The organism is Tardiphaga sp. GW822-FHT04G09, from assembly GCF_058800725.1.
The window spans coordinates 147,501-166,988 of the sequence record NZ_JBXAMO010000007.1; the positions used below are offsets into that span (position 1 = coordinate 147,501).

18 protein-coding genes and 1 pseudogene are annotated in these 19,488 nt (G+C 63.4%); 12 read left to right on the forward strand and 7 right to left on the reverse strand.

Going from position 1 to position 19,488, the window contains the following annotated elements; all coding sequences use genetic code 11:
- Positions 1-56: 56 nt before the first annotated feature.
- The 4 genes from AC1RLZ_RS15085 to AC1RLZ_RS15100 form a co-directional block, all read right to left on the reverse strand.
- Positions 57-449, reverse strand: coding sequence for a PRC-barrel domain-containing protein (locus AC1RLZ_RS15085; protein WP_493189247.1), 393 nt, complete (start codon positions 447-449; stop codon positions 57-59).
- Positions 450-522: 73 nt separating this feature from the next.
- A complete protein-coding gene (locus AC1RLZ_RS15090; RefSeq protein ID WP_493189248.1) occupies positions 523-1,758 on the reverse strand; it encodes a GGDEF domain-containing protein in 1,236 nt (411 codons plus the stop codon).
- A gap of 106 nt (positions 1,759-1,864) precedes the next feature.
- Complete coding sequence (locus AC1RLZ_RS15095) at positions 1,865-3,373, reverse strand: AMP-binding protein (protein ID WP_493189249.1); 1,509 nt, start codon at positions 3,371-3,373, stop codon at positions 1,865-1,867.
- A gap of 4 nt (positions 3,374-3,377) precedes the next feature.
- Complete coding sequence (locus tag AC1RLZ_RS15100; protein ID WP_493189250.1) at positions 3,378-5,246, reverse strand: extracellular solute-binding protein; 1,869 nt, start codon at positions 5,244-5,246, stop codon at positions 3,378-3,380.
- A 225-nt stretch (positions 5,247-5,471) separates the two neighbouring features.
- Between AC1RLZ_RS15100 and AC1RLZ_RS15105 the strand changes: the two genes are divergently transcribed.
- Complete coding sequence (locus AC1RLZ_RS15105) at positions 5,472-6,287, forward strand: invasion associated locus B family protein (RefSeq protein ID WP_493189251.1); 816 nt, start codon at positions 5,472-5,474, stop codon at positions 6,285-6,287.
- Between the two features lie 231 nt (positions 6,288-6,518).
- Here the strand turns inward: AC1RLZ_RS15105 and hspQ are convergent, their stop codons facing one another.
- A complete protein-coding gene (gene hspQ / locus AC1RLZ_RS15110; RefSeq protein ID WP_068731660.1) occupies positions 6,519-6,851 on the reverse strand; it encodes a heat shock protein HspQ in 333 nt (110 codons plus the stop codon).
- A gap of 360 nt (positions 6,852-7,211) precedes the next feature.
- On the opposite strand from hspQ, the pseudogene AC1RLZ_RS15115 reads away from it, so the two are divergent.
- Positions 7,212-7,435: pseudogene (locus AC1RLZ_RS15115) on the forward strand (DNA polymerase/3'-5' exonuclease PolX); the annotation flags it as partial.
- An 80-nt stretch (positions 7,436-7,515) separates the two neighbouring features.
- Here the strand turns inward: AC1RLZ_RS15115 and AC1RLZ_RS15120 are convergent.
- The gene (locus tag AC1RLZ_RS15120; RefSeq protein WP_493189252.1) at positions 7,516-8,436 is read right to left on the reverse strand and encodes a LysR family transcriptional regulator; all 921 of its coding nucleotides are present in this window, start codon (positions 8,434-8,436) and stop codon (positions 7,516-7,518) included.
- Positions 8,437-8,582: 146 nt separating this feature from the next.
- Between AC1RLZ_RS15120 and AC1RLZ_RS15125 the strand changes: the two genes are divergently transcribed.
- The 10 genes from AC1RLZ_RS15125 to AC1RLZ_RS15170 all read left to right on the forward strand — a co-directional run bounded on the left by AC1RLZ_RS15125 (position 8,583) and on the right by AC1RLZ_RS15170 (position 18,066).
- Positions 8,583-9,413, forward strand: coding sequence for a 3-oxoadipate:acetyl-CoA acetyltransferase (locus AC1RLZ_RS15125; protein WP_493189253.1), 831 nt, complete (start codon positions 8,583-8,585; stop codon positions 9,411-9,413).
- 203 nt (positions 9,414-9,616) lie between these two features.
- Entirely contained in the window at positions 9,617-9,823 is a 207-nt protein-coding gene (locus tag AC1RLZ_RS15130; RefSeq protein ID WP_493189254.1) for a (2Fe-2S)-binding protein, read from the forward strand.
- A 476-nt stretch (positions 9,824-10,299) separates the two neighbouring features.
- Complete coding sequence (locus tag AC1RLZ_RS15135) at positions 10,300-11,463, forward strand: muconate/chloromuconate family cycloisomerase (protein WP_493189255.1); 1,164 nt, start codon at positions 10,300-10,302, stop codon at positions 11,461-11,463.
- Between the two features lie 3 nt (positions 11,464-11,466).
- Positions 11,467-11,757 (forward strand): muconolactone Delta-isomerase, encoded by a 291-nt coding sequence (gene catC, locus AC1RLZ_RS15140; RefSeq protein WP_493189256.1) that lies wholly within the window; start codon positions 11,467-11,469, stop codon positions 11,755-11,757.
- 59 nt (positions 11,758-11,816) lie between these two features.
- Complete coding sequence (locus AC1RLZ_RS15145) at positions 11,817-12,710, forward strand: dioxygenase family protein (RefSeq protein ID WP_493189257.1); 894 nt, start codon at positions 11,817-11,819, stop codon at positions 12,708-12,710.
- A gap of 45 nt (positions 12,711-12,755) precedes the next feature.
- The gene (locus tag AC1RLZ_RS15150) at positions 12,756-14,126 is read left to right on the forward strand and encodes a Rieske 2Fe-2S domain-containing protein (protein WP_493189258.1); all 1,371 of its coding nucleotides are present in this window, start codon (positions 12,756-12,758) and stop codon (positions 14,124-14,126) included.
- The gene (gene benB, locus AC1RLZ_RS15155; protein ID WP_493189259.1) at positions 14,123-14,647 is read left to right on the forward strand and encodes a benzoate 1,2-dioxygenase small subunit; all 525 of its coding nucleotides are present in this window, start codon (positions 14,123-14,125) and stop codon (positions 14,645-14,647) included. The genes AC1RLZ_RS15150 and benB overlap by 4 nt, the downstream gene beginning before the upstream one ends.
- A gap of 28 nt (positions 14,648-14,675) precedes the next feature.
- Positions 14,676-15,698, forward strand: coding sequence for a benzoate 1,2-dioxygenase electron transfer component BenC (gene benC / locus AC1RLZ_RS15160; RefSeq protein WP_493189260.1), 1,023 nt, complete (start codon positions 14,676-14,678; stop codon positions 15,696-15,698).
- Positions 15,695-16,471 (forward strand): benzoate diol dehydrogenase BenD, encoded by a 777-nt coding sequence (gene benD / locus AC1RLZ_RS15165; protein WP_493189261.1) that lies wholly within the window; start codon positions 15,695-15,697, stop codon positions 16,469-16,471. Before benC ends, benD begins: the two co-directional genes overlap by 4 nt.
- A 641-nt stretch (positions 16,472-17,112) precedes the next feature.
- The gene (locus tag AC1RLZ_RS15170; protein ID WP_371422426.1) at positions 17,113-18,066 is read left to right on the forward strand and encodes an AEC family transporter; all 954 of its coding nucleotides are present in this window, start codon (positions 17,113-17,115) and stop codon (positions 18,064-18,066) included.
- An 88-nt stretch (positions 18,067-18,154) separates the two neighbouring features.
- Here AC1RLZ_RS15170 and AC1RLZ_RS15175 read toward each other — a convergent pair whose 3' ends face one another.
- Positions 18,155-19,357 (reverse strand): UbiH/UbiF family hydroxylase, encoded by a 1,203-nt coding sequence (locus AC1RLZ_RS15175; RefSeq protein WP_493189262.1) that lies wholly within the window; start codon positions 19,355-19,357, stop codon positions 18,155-18,157.
- Positions 19,358-19,488 lie beyond the last annotated feature (131 nt).

Genomic DNA, 19,488 nt, shown 5'->3' on the forward strand with positions numbered 1-19,488 from the left:
CGCAAACGGCCGCCGGCATTGCTGCCGACGGCCGCTCGTTCAACGACTGATAGTACTTACTTCGGATACTTGAATTCCGGAGCGGCCTTCAGCGCTTCCTTGGTGGTGTTCATGGTCGCCACCCACTTGTTGTCCTTGTTCAGGCTCACCTTCACCGAAGCCGGCGAGACTGCGACGTAGTGTTCGCCCATGCCCAGGAAGCCGCCGACCGACAGGATCAGGGCGTCGACCTGATTGTTCTTGATGGCGAGATCGCTGATCTCGCCGATCGTCTCATCCTTCTGGTTGGTGATGTTCAGGCCCTTGAGTTTGGACGAGAACATCTCCTCCTTGGAGACGGTCGAGAACTTTGCCTCGGCGGGCGCAGCGCCCGTTGTGGCGGTCGACTGCGCGAGAACCGGCGTGGCGAGAAGGGCGAGGGAAGCGGTGATCAGTGCGAGCTTTTTCATTATCGTTGTCTCCATTGCAGATGCACCTACAATGCGACGATCGATACTTCGTTCCTGATTTTATTTCTGGAACTTATGACGCTGCGCGCTGCGCGTCCCCGCCGTGCAGGCGTGCCAGCAGCGACTTCGCGGTATCCGTCGGCTCCATCGTGATGACGGTCACGTGGGGATCGTTGCGCGCATCGCGCTTGGGTCCATGCATGGTGTGCTTCATCACGCTGGAGAGCCGCCTGGCGATCATATGGGCATTGCGCTGGTCGGTTTCGGCGAAGGCGACCACGATGGAGCCGTCGTTCTGCAGCGTGCCGAAATCCATCCGCCGCATCAGCCGGCTGATGATCCGCGCAGCGTCGCGCTGTGCGCGCAGCGGGATGTTGTCGAACGAGAACCGGGCCATCGACAGTCCGCCGCCGCGGGTTTGCGTGTGATAGACCGCGGTCGCGATGTCGCGTTCGAAGGCTGCAATGGTCAGCAGGCCGGTGGCGGGATCGAGCAGCCCGTCTGATTCGATCGACTTCAAGGTGCGGCCGAGACGTGCCTCGAAGGCGTGCTGGCGCAGCAGCGGCAGCGCCGTGGCCGCGACGGTGTCGGCGTCTCCGACGACCATTTCGAGATTGGCAAGATCGTAGCTTGGCGTCAGGCCGGGCACGGTGACGACAACGGGCAGATTGCGGAAGCGCGCGTCCTCGGTGAGGACAGTGAGAAACGCGTCAACGACGCGCGTGCTGAAGCCTTCGCCGATGACGATGCCGTCGAGGTCGCGCGCATTGAGATGCTTGGCGGCGGCCTCGATGCTGAGCGCGCCGACCACGCCCACCCGTTCGCCGAGCGCAACGGACAGCGCGGGATAACCACCGCCGCGGCCGATCAGCATCACCGTCGCATCGTCCAGCGGGTCCGACTGCAGGGACATGCGATGCAGGTTTTCGGCGGTCAGACGCCGCATGACCGTGGCATGTAGCGTGCGAAGGCGAAGCGCGTTGCGCAGCCGCGCGCTGAGCCGATCGAAATTGCCGGCGGTCTGCGTGAGCGGGATCGCATGGCCGGGCAGGTCCGTGACCGGATCGATCGCGATCAGCGGCACATAAGGCTGCTTGGCGCCGAGGCGCTTCGCCAGCGCCTGGAAGGTCGGCATATCCCCGGCGGAGGCCGATACGATCACGGCGGCCGGCTGCACCCGTGCCACCGCATCCAATGCCTCGCCCCACGTCGCATCGACCACCGGGAAGATGTTGCTCTCCGCCAGGGCGGTCGCAAACGCGGCTGGCTGCAGGTTGGAGACGGCGACGATCGTGGCCTGGTCGGACATGCTTGGCTGCTACCTCTGACGCGAAACTGATCGCGGCAGGCTAGCCGGACGTCCTTAATGCAGGGTCAATGAGATCCGTTGCATTTTCCGGACCGCTCTTCCTCGCTCAGTCGGCGGCGGCACGGTCGCGAAAGGCCTCGACCATCAGCGGATTGAGGCCGAGCTCCGTGAGGGCGTCGCGGGCGCGCCCGTTATTGCTGGCGCGGCCGGCGAGCCGGTAGCCGCTGAGGCGATCCGGCAGCGCCGTCAGCATGGCGTTCTCGCCAAGACGCTTGGCCCATTCGTTGAGGTCCTGCGCGAGGAAGCGATAGCCGCCGACGGCCATGATGCCGGAAGGCGGCGCGGTGATATTGATCGCGCCGGTCGCGCGATCGAGCCGGGCCATATAGCCGGTATCGACATAATCGAGCGGCTTGGCGGGGATCAGTGCGTTGCTGGCGTCGGCCTGGGCCGTATAGGCCAGCACCGGCACCATGGGACCGCGCAGGCCCAATGTGCCCCTGGGCGTCAGCATGATGTCGCCGGCAATGGAGGAGCCTTGCTGGGCGCGCGGTGCGCCGTGCGGGCCCGGCATGATGGCGACAGGCAAGCCGTCGTCGCCGCGGATGGCACCGAACAGACCGGCTTCGCCGAACAGATAGACGTCGGTGAACGAGGCCTGCGAACCGGGCCACGCGGGCGAGGCCGCGACCTGTTCAGGCGCGCGCCACAGGCCGAGCACATAACGCAGCACCGGCGAGCGATCCAGCAACCCGCCTTCGGCGAGACGCTGTGCCAGCGGTGCCGGCGCCACCAGCACGTCGCAGGCATTGGCCGCGATGCCGCGTTCCAGCACCGCATTGTCGAACGGATGATGCAGGGCCAGCACGCCGCCGGACAGCAACCAGGTTACCAGTGATGAGGCGACACTCGCGAAAGACGACGGCACCATCGCCGACATGATCGTGGCGCCCTGCGGCATGCCGCTTTCCAGGAACACGGCGAGGCCGCCGGAGATCAGGTTGAGATGCGTGCGCGGCACCGCGCGGAAGCCATCAGACGTGACATCGAAGGAGACGATGGCCGCGCGGCGGGCGTCCTGCGCCGCGAGCGTGGGCTCCACGAACTCTCCGGACAGCACGGCGTCGAGCGGGGTCATGCCTTCCGGCAGGTCGCTGCCGAAGCCGCCGACATAGCGGATCGAGAAGGCTTCAGCCGCAGCATTCATGACGAGGTCGGCATGGCTGACGCCGTCGATCTTGCTTGACGTCACCAGCGCCCGCGCGCTGCAGCGATTCAGCGCCATGGTCAGATCGGCCTGGCGCCAGAGCTGCGGCAGCAAAGCGACGATCAGGCCGGCGCGATGCGCGGCCAATACGGTCAGGACGAATTCAATGGTGTTCGGCAGCTGGACGGCGATGACCGAATTGGCGGGGAGACCGGCCTCCATGAAATGTGCCGTCAGCGCCGAGATCGCCCGGTCGGCATCCGCAAAGGTCAGCCGCTGCGGCTCCGTCGCCGTGATGCGCAGCTTGTCGGCAGGATCGACCAGCGCCAGCGCCTGCGGCTGCCGGCTGAGGATGCGACGAAACAGGCCGTCGAGGGTGGGCGAGGCATTCGGCGTGGGTGAGGTCACGGTGTCACTTCCGGTTCGGCGGCGAAGCTGGCAGCGTTCTGGCCCACCACGTCTCCGGCAAATAGCCAGACAGTGCGATGGTCGAAGGTCGTTCTATCCGATTCCATCGCGCAATCCATTGCTCGCCGACATAGTAGAGCGGGATGGCGTAGAAACCCGCGATCAGTGCGCGGTCCATGGCACGGACGGCATCGACGAACGGACCGTGGTCGCGGGCCTCCAGCATGGCGGAGATCATGGCGTCGACGGCCGGATTCTTCGCGCCCATATAGTTGCGGGTGCCGGGATTGTCGGCGGCTTCCGAGCCCCAGTAGAACGACTGCTCGTTGCCCGGCGACAGTGACTGGTCCCAGCGATTCTGGATCATGTCGAATTCGAAATTGATGCGGCGCTGGTCGAACTGCACGGCATCGATGGAGCGAATATTGGCAATGATACCGGCGCGCTTGAGATCGCGTGCATAGGCCAGCGCGATGCGTTCCTGATCGCGGGTGGTGACGAGGATCTCGAAGGCGAGGGGCGCCTTGTCCGTCTGTCGCCGCAGCACGTTGTTTACAAGTTCGTAGCCCGCGTCCTTGAGCAGTGCCAGCGCAGCGCGCAGCGCGGGACGGTCACGGCCCGAGCCATCGCTGACCGGCAGGCGGTAGCTGCCATCGAGAATGTTGGCGGGTATATCTGAGGCGTAGGGCTGCAGCAGTGTCCGTTCGCGATCATCCGCGGCACGCATATAGGCAGAGAGATCCGAGCCCGCGAAGAAGCCGGCCGAGCGGGCATAGAGGCCGAAGAAATAGGTGCGGTTGATCCATTCGAAATCGAACAGCAGCGTCAGCGCCTGTCGCACGCGAATATCTGCGAACATCGGTCGCCGCGTGTTGAACACCAGAAATTCGGACGGTTTCGGCAGGCCGGTCTTGATGCTGTCGCGGATCACTTCGCCGGAGGTGGCGGCCGGGAATGTGTAGCCGTCGTGCCAGCGCAGCGGTTCGTTCTCGACGCGGAAGTCGTAGAGGCCGCGCTTGAAGGCTTCGAAATGGGTGTTGGCCTCGCGGTAATAGTCGAGGCGGATCTCGTCGAAATTCCACAGCCCGCGATTGACCGGCAGATCGCGGCCCCAATAAGCGGGATTGCGGGTGAGGGTCACCGCGGCGCCCGGCTTCACACCCGTCACCGTATAGGGCCCGGAGCCCAGCGGCGGCGCCATCGAGGTTTCCTCGAACGTGTCGGGATTGACGGCGTGTTTCGGCAGCACCGGCATCAGGCCGAGGATCAGCGGCAATTCGCGATCCGCCTGGCCCCCGAAGTCGAAGCGCACCGTGCGTTCGTCCAGCCCCTCGGCCCTGGCCACTTTCGAATAATACTGCCGGTGATTGGGCCGGCCCTTGTCGCGCAGCAACTGCCAGGAGAACAGCACGTCTGCAGCAAGCACAGGCTTGCCGTCGGAGAACGTCGCCTTGGGATTGATCCGGAACGTGACGAAGCTTCTCGCATCATCGATCTCGACGCTCTCGGCGAGCAGGCCATAGAGCGTGAAGGCCTCGTCCTGGCCGCGAGTCATCAGGCTTTCGATGACATAGCCGCGCATCTGCGGCACCGCGATGCCCCGGACGATGAAGGGGTTGAGGCTGTCGAAGGTGCCGAGAATGCCTTGGACCATGCGGCCGCCTTTCGGCGCGTCGGGATTGGCATAGGGCATCTGCCTGAAATCGGCTGGCAGGGCCGGGGCGCCATGCATGGCGATGGCATGGCTGGGATCGGCCTGTGCGGAATCGGCCACCGGGCCGGCCAGTGCCGTCCAGCAGGCCAGCGCCGCGATCAGTTTGCACAGGGTCGAAAGACCCTGTGCATCCGTGCGATTTGATTCGGTTGATTTCACAGAGGAACTTTACCATGGCTGCCCGCCCCGAACCCGTGCCATGCATCAAATAGGGCTGGCACCATTGATCTTTTCGTCGGCCGCTGTATTGAAAGCGGACAATTGACGAGGACGGCGCGGCCTGTCACGTAACGGCCGTAATTGGCACCGAGACACCCGTCAACGGGTGACTGTCAGCGCCGCCTCCGGGATATGAGCGCCTCCGTTCAGAAAGGGTTTTCCGCAATGAATTTCCGTCTCTTGGCTGCGTCGGTTCTGCCGCGCGGGCGGGGCTTCGCGCTTCTGGCGGCGACGGCCTTGACCGCCACGTTGATTGCTCCGGTTGCGCATGCGCAGGCACCTGCGCCCGGCGCACCTGCCGCGGCCCCGAAGGCTGCTGCGCCAAAGGCTGCACCGAAAGCCGCTCCGAAGGCCGCTGCTCCGGCCGCTCCCGCAGCCCAGGCCCCGGCCGCAGGCGCGCCTCCGGCCGATCAGCAGGTTCAGCTGATCTACGCACCCTGGACCAAGTTCTGCCTCAAGGGCCAGGACGCCAATGCCAAGCAGGTCTGCTTCACCGGCAAGGACGGCCGCATCGAGTCGGGCCAGCCGGTCATCGCCGCCGTCATCATCGAGCCGGAAGGCGAACCGAAGAAGATCCTGCGCGTGACGCTGCCGCTCGGCATGCAGCTTGTGCACGGCACCCGCGTGATCGTGGACAACAATGCTCCGGCGCAGAGCCCCTATGTGATCTGTTTCGCCAATGGCTGTATGTCGGATTACGAAGTCACCCCGGAACTGCTGGCCAATCTGAAGAAGGGCCAGAACCTGGTCGTTCAGGCGATCAATTCCAACGGCGCACCGCTGACGCTGCCGCTGCCGCTGGCCGAATTCGCCAAGGCCTATGACGGCCCGCCGACCGATCCGAAGGTGTTCGAAGAAACCCAGAAGAAACTGCAGGAAGAGCTGCAGAAGCGCGCTGCGGAAGCCCGCGCCAAGCTCGAAGCCCAGCAGCCCGCAGCTGGTGCAGCAGCGGCCGCTCCGGCCAATCCGGCCGCCAAGTAAGCTGGTTCAACAGACAAACGAAAAGGCGCTCAGAAATGAGCGCCTTTTTTGTTGGGTTGAGGAGGCGTTCTCCTATCGGCGTCTTCGGAGTTCGCTCTCGAAATCCCGTCCACCATAGGCGATGCTGACGATCTCAACCCGGGTTTTCAGAACTGAAATGCGATGACAAACTTGCCACAATCCTGAACGCATCAACAGATGCCTGGACATGGAAGCTGGGACGGCCCGGCGTCAGTTCAGCGATGGATTGCGCGGCCGGTAGCTGCCGGACTTGTCCTTGATGAAGATCTCGGCGACCTGGGAGTGCCGGATCGGCTCGCCGGACTCGTCGGGAAGCAGGTTCTGCTCGGAGACGTAGGCGACGTATTCCGACTCAGAGTTCTCGGCCAGCAGGTGGTAAAATGGCTGGTCCTTGTGCGGACGGACGTCCTCGGGGATCGACAGCCACCACTCTTCGGTGTTGTTGAATTCCGGATCGATGTCGAACACCACCCCCCGGAACGAAAAGATCCGGTGGCGGACGATCTGTCCAATCTGGAATTTGGCGGTCCGCGCTTTAATCATTCTGGTCGAATAGACCAGGATTGTGGCCGATGCTAGAGGCAAACGACGGAATTAAGACAGCCGCAAGCCGCTCCCCGCTATTCCGCCCGCCGTGGTGAAGAACCCAAAGTTCTGCATCAGCGCTCCTGGAAGGTATTGTTTGCAAAACCGTTTCGGAAGCGCGTTTTTTTCGAGCCACAAAGTTCTGTACCTCAGAGCCTTGTGGTTCTGTCGGGCAATTGAGTAGGAATACGATCCGTGATTGGCCAAGGCTGATTTTTTAGCGCGGTCTCAGGCGAGCGATCGAGGCTGACTACGGGCGAAGGCGGGTTGCAGCGCCGAGAGCAAAGTGTCGGTCCATCGTTCGAGGGGATGGCGCTTGCCAGCGGTCTCCGCCCCGAGAAAGTGCTGCGCCTCTACAAGGATCTCGGCATCACCTCGCTCGCAGAATTGGAAGCCGCCGCCAGGACGAGCGCATCAAGAAGGCCAGGGGACTTGGCGCTGCGCTTCAGGCCAAGATCCTGCAGAGCCTGGCCATCGCGAAAAGCGGAGAAGGTCGCCTCCACCTGCACCGTGCGAACGCGCATGACGAGGACTGTGCGCGCGCCGGGATAGCTGCGATGGTCTGGCTCGCGGTTCGCAACATCGATGACGCGGGCTAGAAGCGCTATCCTCGTTGAATCGGTCAGTTGGATCCCGACGCGGCTTGACCGGCCGAAGCATCCCATTTGTCGAACTCGCGCACCAGCTTTATCAACTGTTTGAGCAACATCGAGGAGTCGCTTTTTCGATAACTCATGATGATCGGTGAGATCATCTTTGGCTCGTCAAGTTCGATGAACCGCACGTCCTCACGCCCGAGCCGCCTCACGGACGCCGGCACGATGCAGACGCCTCCGCCGGAAGCCACCAGTCCTAGCGCGGTCTGCAATTCCTTCGCTTCCATCGCGATCTTCGGCTCGATACCCGCGTCACGGTAGAACGAAAGAACCTGATCGGCGTAGCTCGGCCGCGGCGACTTGGGGTAAACGATAAGAGGCTCATCGACCGTCGTTCGCAGACGTAATTTCCTCTTGCTCGTCGCCAGCTTATGCCAGTGCGGCACCGCGAGGCACAGACGTTCTTCGCGAATGACGCTGCGAACGATCGCCTCGTCGTCGAAACGCAGCCGACCGAAGCCGACATCGATGCGTCCGTCCTTCAAAGCCGCGACCTGCTCGAGCGTCGTCATCTCCAGGAGATTGACCTCCGCGCCGGGCACGATGATCCGGAACCGGCGGATGAGCTCCGGCAGAGCGTCGTACAGGGTGGAAGCTACGAAGCCGATATTGAATTGCAGGACCATACCGCTGGCGATCCGCTTCGTCATCGCACGCATTTCGTCGATGCGCTGCAGGATCTGACGCCCTTGTTCAAACAGGTATCGGCCGGGCTCTGTCAAGGTAACTGGGCGACCGCGATCGAGAAGGCGCACGCCCAGTTCCTCCTCGAGCTGCTGCACCTGTCGGCTCAACGGCGGTTGCGCGATATGCAGTTTTTCGGCGGCGCGGCTGAACGAGCCCTCTGCGGCCACAGTGGTGAAATAGCGCAGGTGACGGAGTTCCACGGAATAACCCTCTAACGCATTTATACTCATCCGGTATAGAAATAAACGCAATCGATCTTTTGCTTCACGCGGAGCCGCACCTATGCTCCGCCCAACGAAAAGACAGCTTCGGCGTCGCGGAGTGTCTGGTAGCAACGGAGGATCACATGCGTCCAGTCGTCATAGCCGCGGCAATTACGGGTTCCGTTCCACGCAAAAAGGACAATCCGGCGTTGCCGGTTTTGCCGGCTGAGCAGATCGAGTCGACCCACGCAGCCTATGAGGCGGGAGCGACGCTGGTTCATATCCATGTGAGGAATGACGACGAATCGCCGTCCTCGGATCCCGATCGGTTTGCGGCTGTCCAGGCCGGGGTGCGAAAGCATTGCCCTGGCATGATCGTGCAATTCTCGACCGGAGGTCGCGGTCGCGATCCAGCCGCACGAAGCCTCTCCCTGGTTCATCGACCGGACATGGCCTCACTCTCAACGGGCTCGGTGAATTTTCCGACTATCGTGTACGAAAACCCAGCATCGTTGGTAGGCGACCTCGCGACGGAAATGAAGAAGCACGACGTCCGACCGGAGATCGAGATCTTCGACTTGTCTCACGTCCACGGCGCCAAACGATTGATTGAGGCCGGCCTGATGTCATCGAGGCCGCACGTGCAGTTTGTGATGGGAGTCCAGAACGCGATGCCGGCGGATGAGCACCTGCTCGATATCCTGCTCGCGGAAACCAGACGCGTCATTCCCGACGCTACTTGGACCGCGGCCGGGATCGGTCGCCATCAGTCTATCGTCATGGACTGGGCGTTGCAGCGGCACGCCGACGCGGTGCGGACCGGGCTGGAGGATAATATTCGGATCGGCAAGGATCGGCTCGCCTCCGGAAACGACGAACTGGTGCGCCTAGCCGCCGGACTTATTCAAAAGCATGGATGTAGGCCGGCGACGCCCGCCGAAGCGAGGAGTTTGCTCGGCCTTCGAGAGCGATAAGCCCGATGCATTCCTCCGACGGCAGAAGGCGGCACAGAGCTCGAACTATGCGACGTAGGTATGAACATAGACCGAAGCGGTCCTGTTTCGATTAGGCGTTGCCCCTTAGGTTGGTTCCGTTTCATCCGCCATCGCACCGACGGCAGTCCCGCCAGTCCGCCGCTCACTGCGATGCTAACAGCTTCTTCAGTAGGGATAGAGCCGTGATCGTTTGCAGCTGCAACGCCCTCAGCGATGTCGAGATTAGATCCGCGATCGCAAGTGCCGCATCCTGCGCGCGGGTCAGTCGCGTGTACGCCTCGCTTGGTTGCGCGGCGAAATGCGGCCGCTGCGCCTTTACAATCGTCAAGGAAATCAGAAGCGTCGCGGGTATGGATCGAGCGGCGGTTGGAGTCGCTGACGCCCGCTAGACCGGCGTCAGAGTGCCGATCATCGGTCTAAGTACAAAACTGCGGGACCACGTGCCTTGAACTCGACGCGACTTACGCGCCGATGTTCGTCGTCGAGGCGAACCCATCCGAGGTCGACGCCGATCCACACCGCTTCAAGGCACCAGTCTGCTCGGGAGAGCGCTCGACCGACGGCAGCATGATTTCAAGCATCGCGCGAGCCCATTGCCGAACGATTTGCGGCAAAAGAGACCGGGGCGTCTGCCTTCGATTCTGTAAGCCTTAAACAGCCGCGACGCCTGGTCGATGAGGCCGACCGGACATCCGCCTCGGCTCAGTGATTGCCGTGCGCGCCAGCTGATATCTTCGGGAAGAACCGCTCGTACACGCGGGCCATCTTATACCTTTCGAGTATGAACTTTGACCCAATCGGTCTTTGCCATCGACGTCGCGGATCCCTAATTTTCAGCCGCGAAATAAGAATTCGAGGAAGCGCGGTGACGACGAAAGCCTCTCATATCGATACCTTTATCGTCGACGTGCCGACCATCCGGCCTCACGTGCTCGCCATGGCCACCATGCGCAGCCAGGCGGTGGTCCTCGTCCGGATCGCGTGTCCGGACGGCGTGACCGGGATCGGCGAGGGCACCACGATCGGCGGCCTGAGCTACGGCGACGAGAGTCCCGAGGGCATCAAGCTGGCCATCGACACCTACATCGCGCCGGTCCTGAAGACCTGCGATCTCTCCCGGGTCGCAGAGACGATGGCGAAGGTCGCTAAACATGTCGTCGGCAATCACATCGCCAAATGCGCGGTCGAGACAGCTCTGCTGGACGCCGCCGGCAAGCGGCTCGGCGTGCCGGTCTCCGAATTGATCGGCGGCGGCCGGGTACGGGACCGGCTTCCGGTAGCCTGGACGCTCGCGAGCGGAAACACCGCGCGCGACATCGAGGAAGCCGAGGCCATGATCGGGGCCCGGCGGCACTCGATCTTCAAGCTGAAGATCGGCAAGCGCAGCGTGGTCGACGACGTCGCCCACGTGGCGGCGATCAAGAAGGCGGTCGGCGACCGCGGCAGCGTCCGCGTTGACGTCAACCAGGGCTGGGACGAGGCGCAAGCCGATCTCGGCATGAAGATGCTGCAGGACGCCGGATGCGACCTCGTCGAGCAGCCGGTCGCGCGCGACGCGTTCGCGGCCATGGCACGCCTGTCCGCGCGTCACGGAATTCCGCTGATGGCGGACGAGGCGCTGCATGGTCCGCGTGACGCCTTCCGCATCGCCGCAAATGCAGGTGCCCGCGTGTTCGCCGTGAAGATCGCGCAGTCCGGCGGGCTTCATGCCGGCCGCGATGTCGCCGCCATCGCCGAGGCATCCGGCATCGGTCTCTACGGCGGCACCATGCTCGAGGCAGGCGTCGGCACGGCTGCCTCGGCCCACCTGTTCGCGACCTTTCCGACGCTCGCATGGGGCACCGAACTGTTCGGTCCGTTGCTGCTGACCGAGGAAATCCTGGCCGAGCCGCTCGACTACGCCGACTTCACGCTAGGCGTTCCCACGGGTCCAGGTCTGGGCATCGCGCTTGACGAAGACAAGGTCGCCCGTTTCCGCCGCGACCGGACGGCGCCGACCCTGCACGTCGTCGCAGCAAAGGGAGGTTGAGTCATGCTGACCATGGTCCGGTTGAACGTGCGGATACCGCTGGACTTCGACAAGCAGGAAGCCGCGCGCCTTAAGGCACGCGAGAAGGAGCGCTTCCAGGAACTGCAGCGCGCCGGCAAGTGGCGACACATCTGGCGCGTCGTCGGCCTCTACGCGAACGTCAGCATCTTCGACGTCGAAAGCACCGCCGAACTCCACGACATCCTGACGAGCCTGCCGCTCTATCCGTTCATGGAGATGGACGTGACGCCGCTCTGCCGGCACCCGTCTTCGCTGCATGAGGACGACCGCTAACGCGTCGAACCGAACTACGAACTTCCGCGCAGCGGACTGAAAACCAAGGGAGAGACGACATGGATACGAACTTCGTGAAGACCCCGGAAGTCCAGGCACTGCTTGACAAGGCCGCCGGTCTCAACCAATCGGGCGGCGACGCCCGCCTGAAGGCGATCTTCCGTGACATCGTGGAAGCCGCCGCCCAGATCATCGTCCGCCACGACATCAGCGAAGACGAATTCTGGGGCGCGGTGAACTTCATGCAGAAGGGCGCGCCGGAATACGGCCTGATGGTCCCCGGTTCCGGTCTCGAGCATTTCCTCGACCTCTTCATGGACGCAAAAGACGCGGAAGCCGGGCTCACCGGCGGCACGCCGCGCACGATCGAAGGTCCTCTCTACGTGGCGGGCGCGCCGCTCCAGGAAGGCGACGTCAATCTCACCAAGGACGCGGACCAGACCGGCAGCCTCTACATGCGCGGCAAGGTGACCGGTCCGGACGGGGAGCCGGTGAAGAACGCGGTGGTGCACGTATGGCACGCCAACTCGCAGGGCTGGTACTCGCACTTCGACCCTACCCGCGAACAGACCCCGTTCAACAACCGCGCCCGCATCAAGCTCGGTCCGGACGGCAACTATGCGTTCCACTCGAAGATGCCGAACGGTTACTCCGTGCCGCCGGGCGGCGCCACCGACACGCTGATGAAGGCGATCGGCCGCCACGGTCATCGTCCGGCACACGTGCATTTCTTCATCGAGGCGCCCGGCTACCGCAAGCTGACCACGCAGATCAACTTCGGCGATGATCCGCACGCGGCCGACGATTTCGCGTTCGCTACCCGCGACGGTCTCCTGCCGATGCCGCAGCGTCAGGACGATAGCGCCTACATAAATTTCGACTTCCAGCTTCAGCGCGCCTCGGACGGCGCCGACGAACAGCTTTCGACCCGGCAGCGCGCCGAGGCGGCATAGCCCCGGTCCGAAATCGACCCGAAAACGAACCACAGGAGAGGAACGATGACGACGGTACTTGAGCGCATCGAAGGCGCGGTGGTCGAGGACAAGGAGCGCGGCCTGTTCAGGTGCCGTCGCGACATCTTCACCGACGGCGAGATGTACGACCTCGAGATGCGGCACATCTTCGAAGGCAACTGGGTCTACCTGGCCCATGAAAGCCAGATCCCGGACAACAACGACTACTTCGGCACCTGGATCGGCCGCAAGCCGGTCATGATCACCCGCGACAAGGCCGGCAAGCTCCACGCCATGATCAACGCCTGCGCGCATCGCGGCGCGATGCTGTGCCGGCGCAAACACGGCAACAAGGCAAGCTTCACTTGTCCGTTCCACGGCTGGACGTTCAGCAACGCGGGCAAGCTCCTGAAGGTGAAGGACGGCAAGAACGGAGATTATCCAGCCTCGTTCAACACGGAAGGCTCGCACGACCTGGCCAGGGTGCCGCGGTTCGAAAGCTACCGGGGCTTCCTGTTCGGCAGCCTGAATGCCGACGTCCCGTCGCTCGAGGAGCATCTCGGCGGCGCCAAGGCCGTGATCGACCAGATCGTCGACGGTGCGCCCGACGGCATCGAGGTGCTGCGCGGCAATTCCTCATACATCTACGACGGCAACTGGAAACTCCAGATGGAGAACGGCGCCGACGGCTATCACGTGAGTTCGGTGCACTGGAATTATTCGGCGACGATGGGCCGCCGCAACTACGAAAGCGAAGGCACCAAGACGGTCGACGCGAATGGCTGGTCGAAGAGCGTCGGCGGCGTCTACGGCTTCGAGAACGGCCATATCCTGCTGTGGACCAATCTTCTCAATCCCGAAGTCCGTCCCGTATTCAACCATAAGGACGAGATCGAAAGCCGTCTCGGCAAGGACCGCGCCGGCTTCATCGTCGGGCAGACGCGCAATCTCGGCATCTACCCGAACCTCTATCTGATGGACCAGTTCTCGACCCAGATCCGGGTCGTGCGGCCGATCAGCGTCAACGAGACCGAGGTCACGATCTACTGCTTCGCGCCGAAGGGCGAGAACACAGAGGAGCGCGCCGTCCGCATCCGGCAATACGAAGACTTCTTCAACGTCTCGGGCATGGGCACCCCCGACGACCTCGAGGAATTCCGCGCCTGCCAGACGGCCTACGTCGGCGCCGGCGACCTCTGGAACGACCTCAGCCGCGGCGCCGTCCACTGGATCGACGGTCCGGACGAAAACGCCAAGGCGATCGGTCTGAAGCCGCTCCTGAGCGGCGAACGCAGCGAGGACGAGGGTCTTTTCGTGCGTCAGCACGAATTCTGGGCGAAGTCGCTGCGCGAAGCGATTCTCCGGACAGGCGGCGACACCGAACGCGCCCTCGCGACACAGGGAGAAGCAGCATGACCGCCACGGCAGCCGTAGCCACGTCTCCCTCGACGAAGCTCGATCTCGAGCAGATCCGCGCCTTCCTCTATCGCGAGGCTCGCCTTCTGGACGATCGCCAGTGGGACGACTGGATCAAGCTCTACTCGCCCGACGCCGTGTTCTGGATGCCTTCCTGGGACGACGACGACCAGTTGGTCGAGGATCCCCAGAAGGACATCTCGCTGATCTACTATCCCAACCGCGAGGGTCTGGAGGACCGCGTCTTCAGGATCAAGACGGAGCGCTCCGGCGCCAGCACGCCGGAGCCCCGGACCAGCCACAACGTCTCCAACATCGAGATCGTGGCGGAACGGGAAGGAGAAGTCGACGTGCGCTTCAACTGGCACACGCTGAGCCACCGTTACAAGAAGACGGATACCTTCTTCGGCACGGCCTTCTACACACTGGATACGGCCGGCGACGAGCCGCGCATCGCCGCCAAGACGGTCGTTCTCAAGAGCGACTACATCCACCAGGTGATCGACATCTATCACATCTGACGCGGCGTCGGCCGACCGGAGCGGTGACATGACCTATCGCATAGCGCTCAATTTCGAAGACGGGGCGACCCGCTTCATCGACTGCAACGAGGGCGAAAAAGTCCTCGACGCGGCCTACCGCAACAAGATCAATCTGCCGATGGACTGCTCGGACGGGGTATGCGGCACGTGCAAATGCCGCTGCGAGCAGGGCGAATACGATCTCGGCGATGAGTATCTCGAGGATGCCCTGAGTGAGACGGAAGCCGAGGAGGGAATGGTACTGACCTGCCAGATGGTGGCGTCGTCGGACTGCGTCATCTCCGTTCCGGTGCCGTCCGGTGCGTGCAAGGTCAAACCGGCCGAGCACGGCGGGGAAGTAAGTTCGGTCGAACTCGTCTCGGACAGCACCATCATCCTCAAATTGAAGCTCGACAAGCCCGACGCGGTCGGCTTCCTCCCCGGTCAGTACGTCAATCTGACCGTTCCGGGAACAAGCGAGCACCGCTCCTACTCCTTCAGTTCGAAGGTCGGAGCGAGCGAAGCCAGCTTCCTCATCCGCAACGTGCCCGGCGGCCTCATGAGCGGCTGGCTCGCGAGCGACGCCAAGGCCGGCGTCCGGATGAAGTTCGTCGGTCCGCAGGGCAGTTTCTTCCTGAGGGCGGTCGACCGTCCGGTCGTAATGCTGGCCGGCGGCACGGGGCTGGCGCCTATCCTTTCGATGCTGGAGGTTCTCGCGGACCGGGGGACCGATCAGCCGGTGCATCTGATCTACGGCGTCACCAACGACAGCGACTTGGTCGAGATCGAACGGATCGAGGCGCTCGCGAACAGGCTGCCCACGTTGACGTGGGCAACTTGCGTCGCCGATCAGGGTAGCTCGCACCCCCTCAAGGGCTACGTCACCGCGCACCTGGCCGACGAACACCTCAACGCCGGCGACTGCGACGTCTACCTGTGCGGTCCGCCCCCCATGGTAGAGGCGGTGCGGGGCTTCTTCACGGAGAAAGGCGTCAATCCTTCGCACTTCTTCTACGAAAAGTTCTCGGCGACCGAAGCGGTGGCGGCATGATCTTCCAGGGTCGCTTCGCCGGTAAGACGCTGGTCGTCACCGGGGCCGCGCAAGGCATCGGGCGGGCTGTGGCGCTGCGCGCCGCCGCCGAAGGCGGCAATGTCCTGTTCGTCGATCGCGCGGACTTCGTGAAAGAGGTTGCGGCGGAAGCTGGCTCCCGCGGATCTGGCTTCGTCTGCGATCTCGAGACCTACGACGGGGCGGCGGCGGCGATGGCCGAAGCGGTCGGCCGCTTTGGCGGAATCGATATCCTCATAAACAATGTCGGCGGCGCGATCCGGATGCGGCCGTACGACCGGTTCGAACCGCCACAGATCGAGGCGGAGATCCGCCGATCGCTGATGCCGACGCTGTGGTGCTGTCATGCGGTACTCCCGCACTTGATCGAACGTGGCCGTGGCACGATCGTCAACGTGTCGTCGAACGCGACCCGGGGAATCCATCGCGTGCCGTATTCCGCAGCCAAGGGCGGGATCAACGCCGTCACGCAGAGCCTGGCGATGGAGTTTGCTTCTCGGGACATCCGCGTCGTCGCGACGGCGCCGGGAGGCACCGAGGCGCCGCCCCGTCGGGTACCGCGCAACGCCGACGGCGACACTGCGGAAGAGAAAGAATGGATGACCGATGTGGTCAAGCAGGTCGAGGCGTCCAGCTTCCTCAAGCGATACGGAACGATCGACGAGCAGGTCGCCCCGATCCTGTTTCTGGCATCTGACGAGGCGAGCTATTTGACCGGAAACATCCTGCCGGTTGCCGGTGGCGACCTCGGCTAGTCGCCCGACGACCCCGTTTCGACCGTCTATCTCCAGATCGGCGTCGGGCCGATCCCATAGCCAGGCCGCGGGCACGCCGGCGGCGAACGGCGTGTCACGTCGGAGGGGCCGCTTTCTCGGGAACTTCCCGGGTGGGATGCTCCGAATATTTTGCGGTCGGAAGTTGCCACTTGTACCGGATCGCCAACAGGCGAAGTCCGAAGCACAGCGCCAAAGCCACGATGGCGACCGGCGTGATCGGCAGTTGCAATAAGTGACCGATCACCACGACCCCCGCGGCGGCAGGCGCCGCTACGTTCTTTCGCGTCAAGTCGCCTTGGTTCGCGGCCGCGACTATTGCTTCCTGATGAAGTCTCCGCCTTTTACTCAAATTGGACTCTACGAACGATTCGGCAGGGTCGCTTGGCTTGCTAAGCCAGACGTCGTGATGAGGCGGCAAGGATTTTGGCACGTTTTTCCAGGCGAGGGGCCGTGCCGCGCGAAAGAGTGCTCAAACACGGGATTTCCTCGCGATAAAACGGATTTTCGATCGGTCGGAAGACCTTCGTCCTGTCGCCGACAGAACTTTGGCTCAAAAGTGCAGAACTTTGGGTGTCCCACCACCGCCCGCCGGGCCAAGAACCAAGAAAAACACGCACAGCATGATGGACGTCCTCAATCTCGCATTGCCGTATTTCGGGCTGATCTTCATCGGGTTTGCCTGCGGCAAGGTGAAGAACCTGCCCGAAACGGGCCTCGCATGGATGAATTTCTTCCTCCTCTATGTGTCGCTGCCGGCGCTGTTCTTTCGGATCATGGCGAAGACGCCGTTCGAGGAACTCAACAATCTGCCCTTCGTGATCGGCACCACGCTGGCGACCGCGACGGCGTTCTTCCTGTCGGTCGGCACTGGTAAGTTCCTTGGCCGGCTCACCATGCGCGAGGCCGGAATGGCGGGGCTCGCCGGCGGCTACGGCAATATCGGCTATATGGGGCCCGGGCTCGCGCTCGCGGTGCTTGGGCCGAAGGCCGCGGTGCCGACGGCGCTGGTGTTCTGTTTCGACAGCATCTTCCTGTTCTCCATCGCGCCGCTGATGATGGCGCTGACGTCAGGCGACAAGCGTCCGCTGCTGCCGACCATCGGCATCGTCATCAGGCATATCGTGCTGCATCCACTGATCGTGGCAGCCTATCTCGGCGCGTTCGTCGCGGCGTTTCATATCCAGATGCCGGTTGCGATCGATGGCATGCTGCTGTTCCTGCAGAATTCGGCTGCACCTGTTGCGCTGTTCGCGCTCGGCGTGACGGTTGCCTTGCGCCCGCTTGGGCGCGTGCCGTGGGAGGTGCCCGGCCTGATCTTCATCAAGCTGCTGATCCATCCGTTGATCGTATTCGGCCTGATGCTGTTGCTCGGGCCGTTCCCGCCGTTCTGGGCCGCGACGGCCGTGCTGCTCGCATCCTTACCACCGGCGCTGAACGTATTCGTGATCGCGCGGCAGTATGACAGCTGGATCGAACCTGCGTCGGTCGCGGTGCTGCTGGGCACCTTCGTGTCCGTGCTGACGCTGACGTCGGTGATGTACTTCCTGAAGACAGGCCAGATCGCGTTCCCGTAGGATGGGTAGAGCGTCTTCGCGAAACCCATCAATCATCGTGTCACGTAAGGTGATGGGTTTCGCTGCGCTCTACCCATCCTACAAGGAGCTACGACGCACTCTTTCGCCACGATGGCGACAGGCCCTCGCGCATCGCAAGGCGGCGCAACGGGCCGATGGCACCCATCGCATGCATACCGGCGGCGCGGATCGCCTGCATCGGCAGGAGATCGCTGAGCAGCGAACGGTTCGCCATGTCGATGGCAAAGGTGCGCGAGGAGATATCGCTGCGCCTGATCTTCTCGAAACGCGCCAGCACCGGCGTTGCCCCGATATCCGCGCCATTCATGCCGGCATCGCGAACGACGTCAGCGATATCGCCGGCGTCGCGCAGGCCAAGATTCAGGCCCTGCGCACCGATCGGCGGCACCACATGGGCGGCTTCGCCGACCAGCACGATGCGGTTCTTCGTGAGTTGTGCGGGCTGCTCGATGGCCAGCGGGAACATGTGTCGACCCGGCTCGACCTGAACCCGGCCGAGGATCGAATGCGATTGCTTCTCTGCGGCGTCCGAGAGGGCTTCGTCGCTCAGTGCCATCAGGCGCTCGGCATCACGCGGTTTGTTGACCCAGACGACGCTGGAGCGGTTGCCGGGCAGGGGCACGAACACGCAGGGACCGGCGGGGGTATGAAACTCCGTCGACATGTTCTTGTGCGACCGGCTATGCGCGATGTTGAAGGTCAGCGCGGTCTGCTCAAGCGCGCGTCGTTTGACTGAAATGCCTGCGGCTTCGCGGCACAGGGATCGGCGGCCATCTGCGCCGACGATCAGCCGCGCGGCCAGCACCTGGCCTTGCCGCGTGCGGACCTGAACCTGCATCTCGTCCGGCGTGACCGTATCGGCCTCGTCATCGATGCGAATGAGATTTGTCAGCTCGGCTGCGCGCGCTTCGAGCGCGATCATCAATTCGCGGTTCTCGATATTGTAGCCGAAGGTCTCGAGGCCGATCTCGCTGGAGACGAATTTGACTTCGGGCGCGCGGATCAGCCGGCCCGTGTCGTCCACCAGCCGCATGGTGGTCAGGGCGGCCGCCTTGTCGGCGCAGCGGCGCCAGACATCGAGGCTGTCCAGAAACGCGACGGAGCCGCCAAGCAGCGCGGTCGTGCGGTTGTCGCCATAGGGGACGCGGCGGGCGACCAGGGCGGTACGGGCGCCGGTCTCGGCCAGCGCGAGGGCCGCAGCAAGGCCGGCAGGGCCGCCGCCGACAACGGCGACATCATAGGTGGAGGTGGAAACAGAGGTCTCGGTCATGGCCGGACCATCGGCTTTTGGCCCGGTATTTTCAAGCCGTTACGCGCCGCGAAATCGTTCCGGCGTCGTCGAGTGGCCGAGTGCCGCATCGGCGCCTGTGCAAATCGGGCGGATTCCTGCTAGCAATTCCC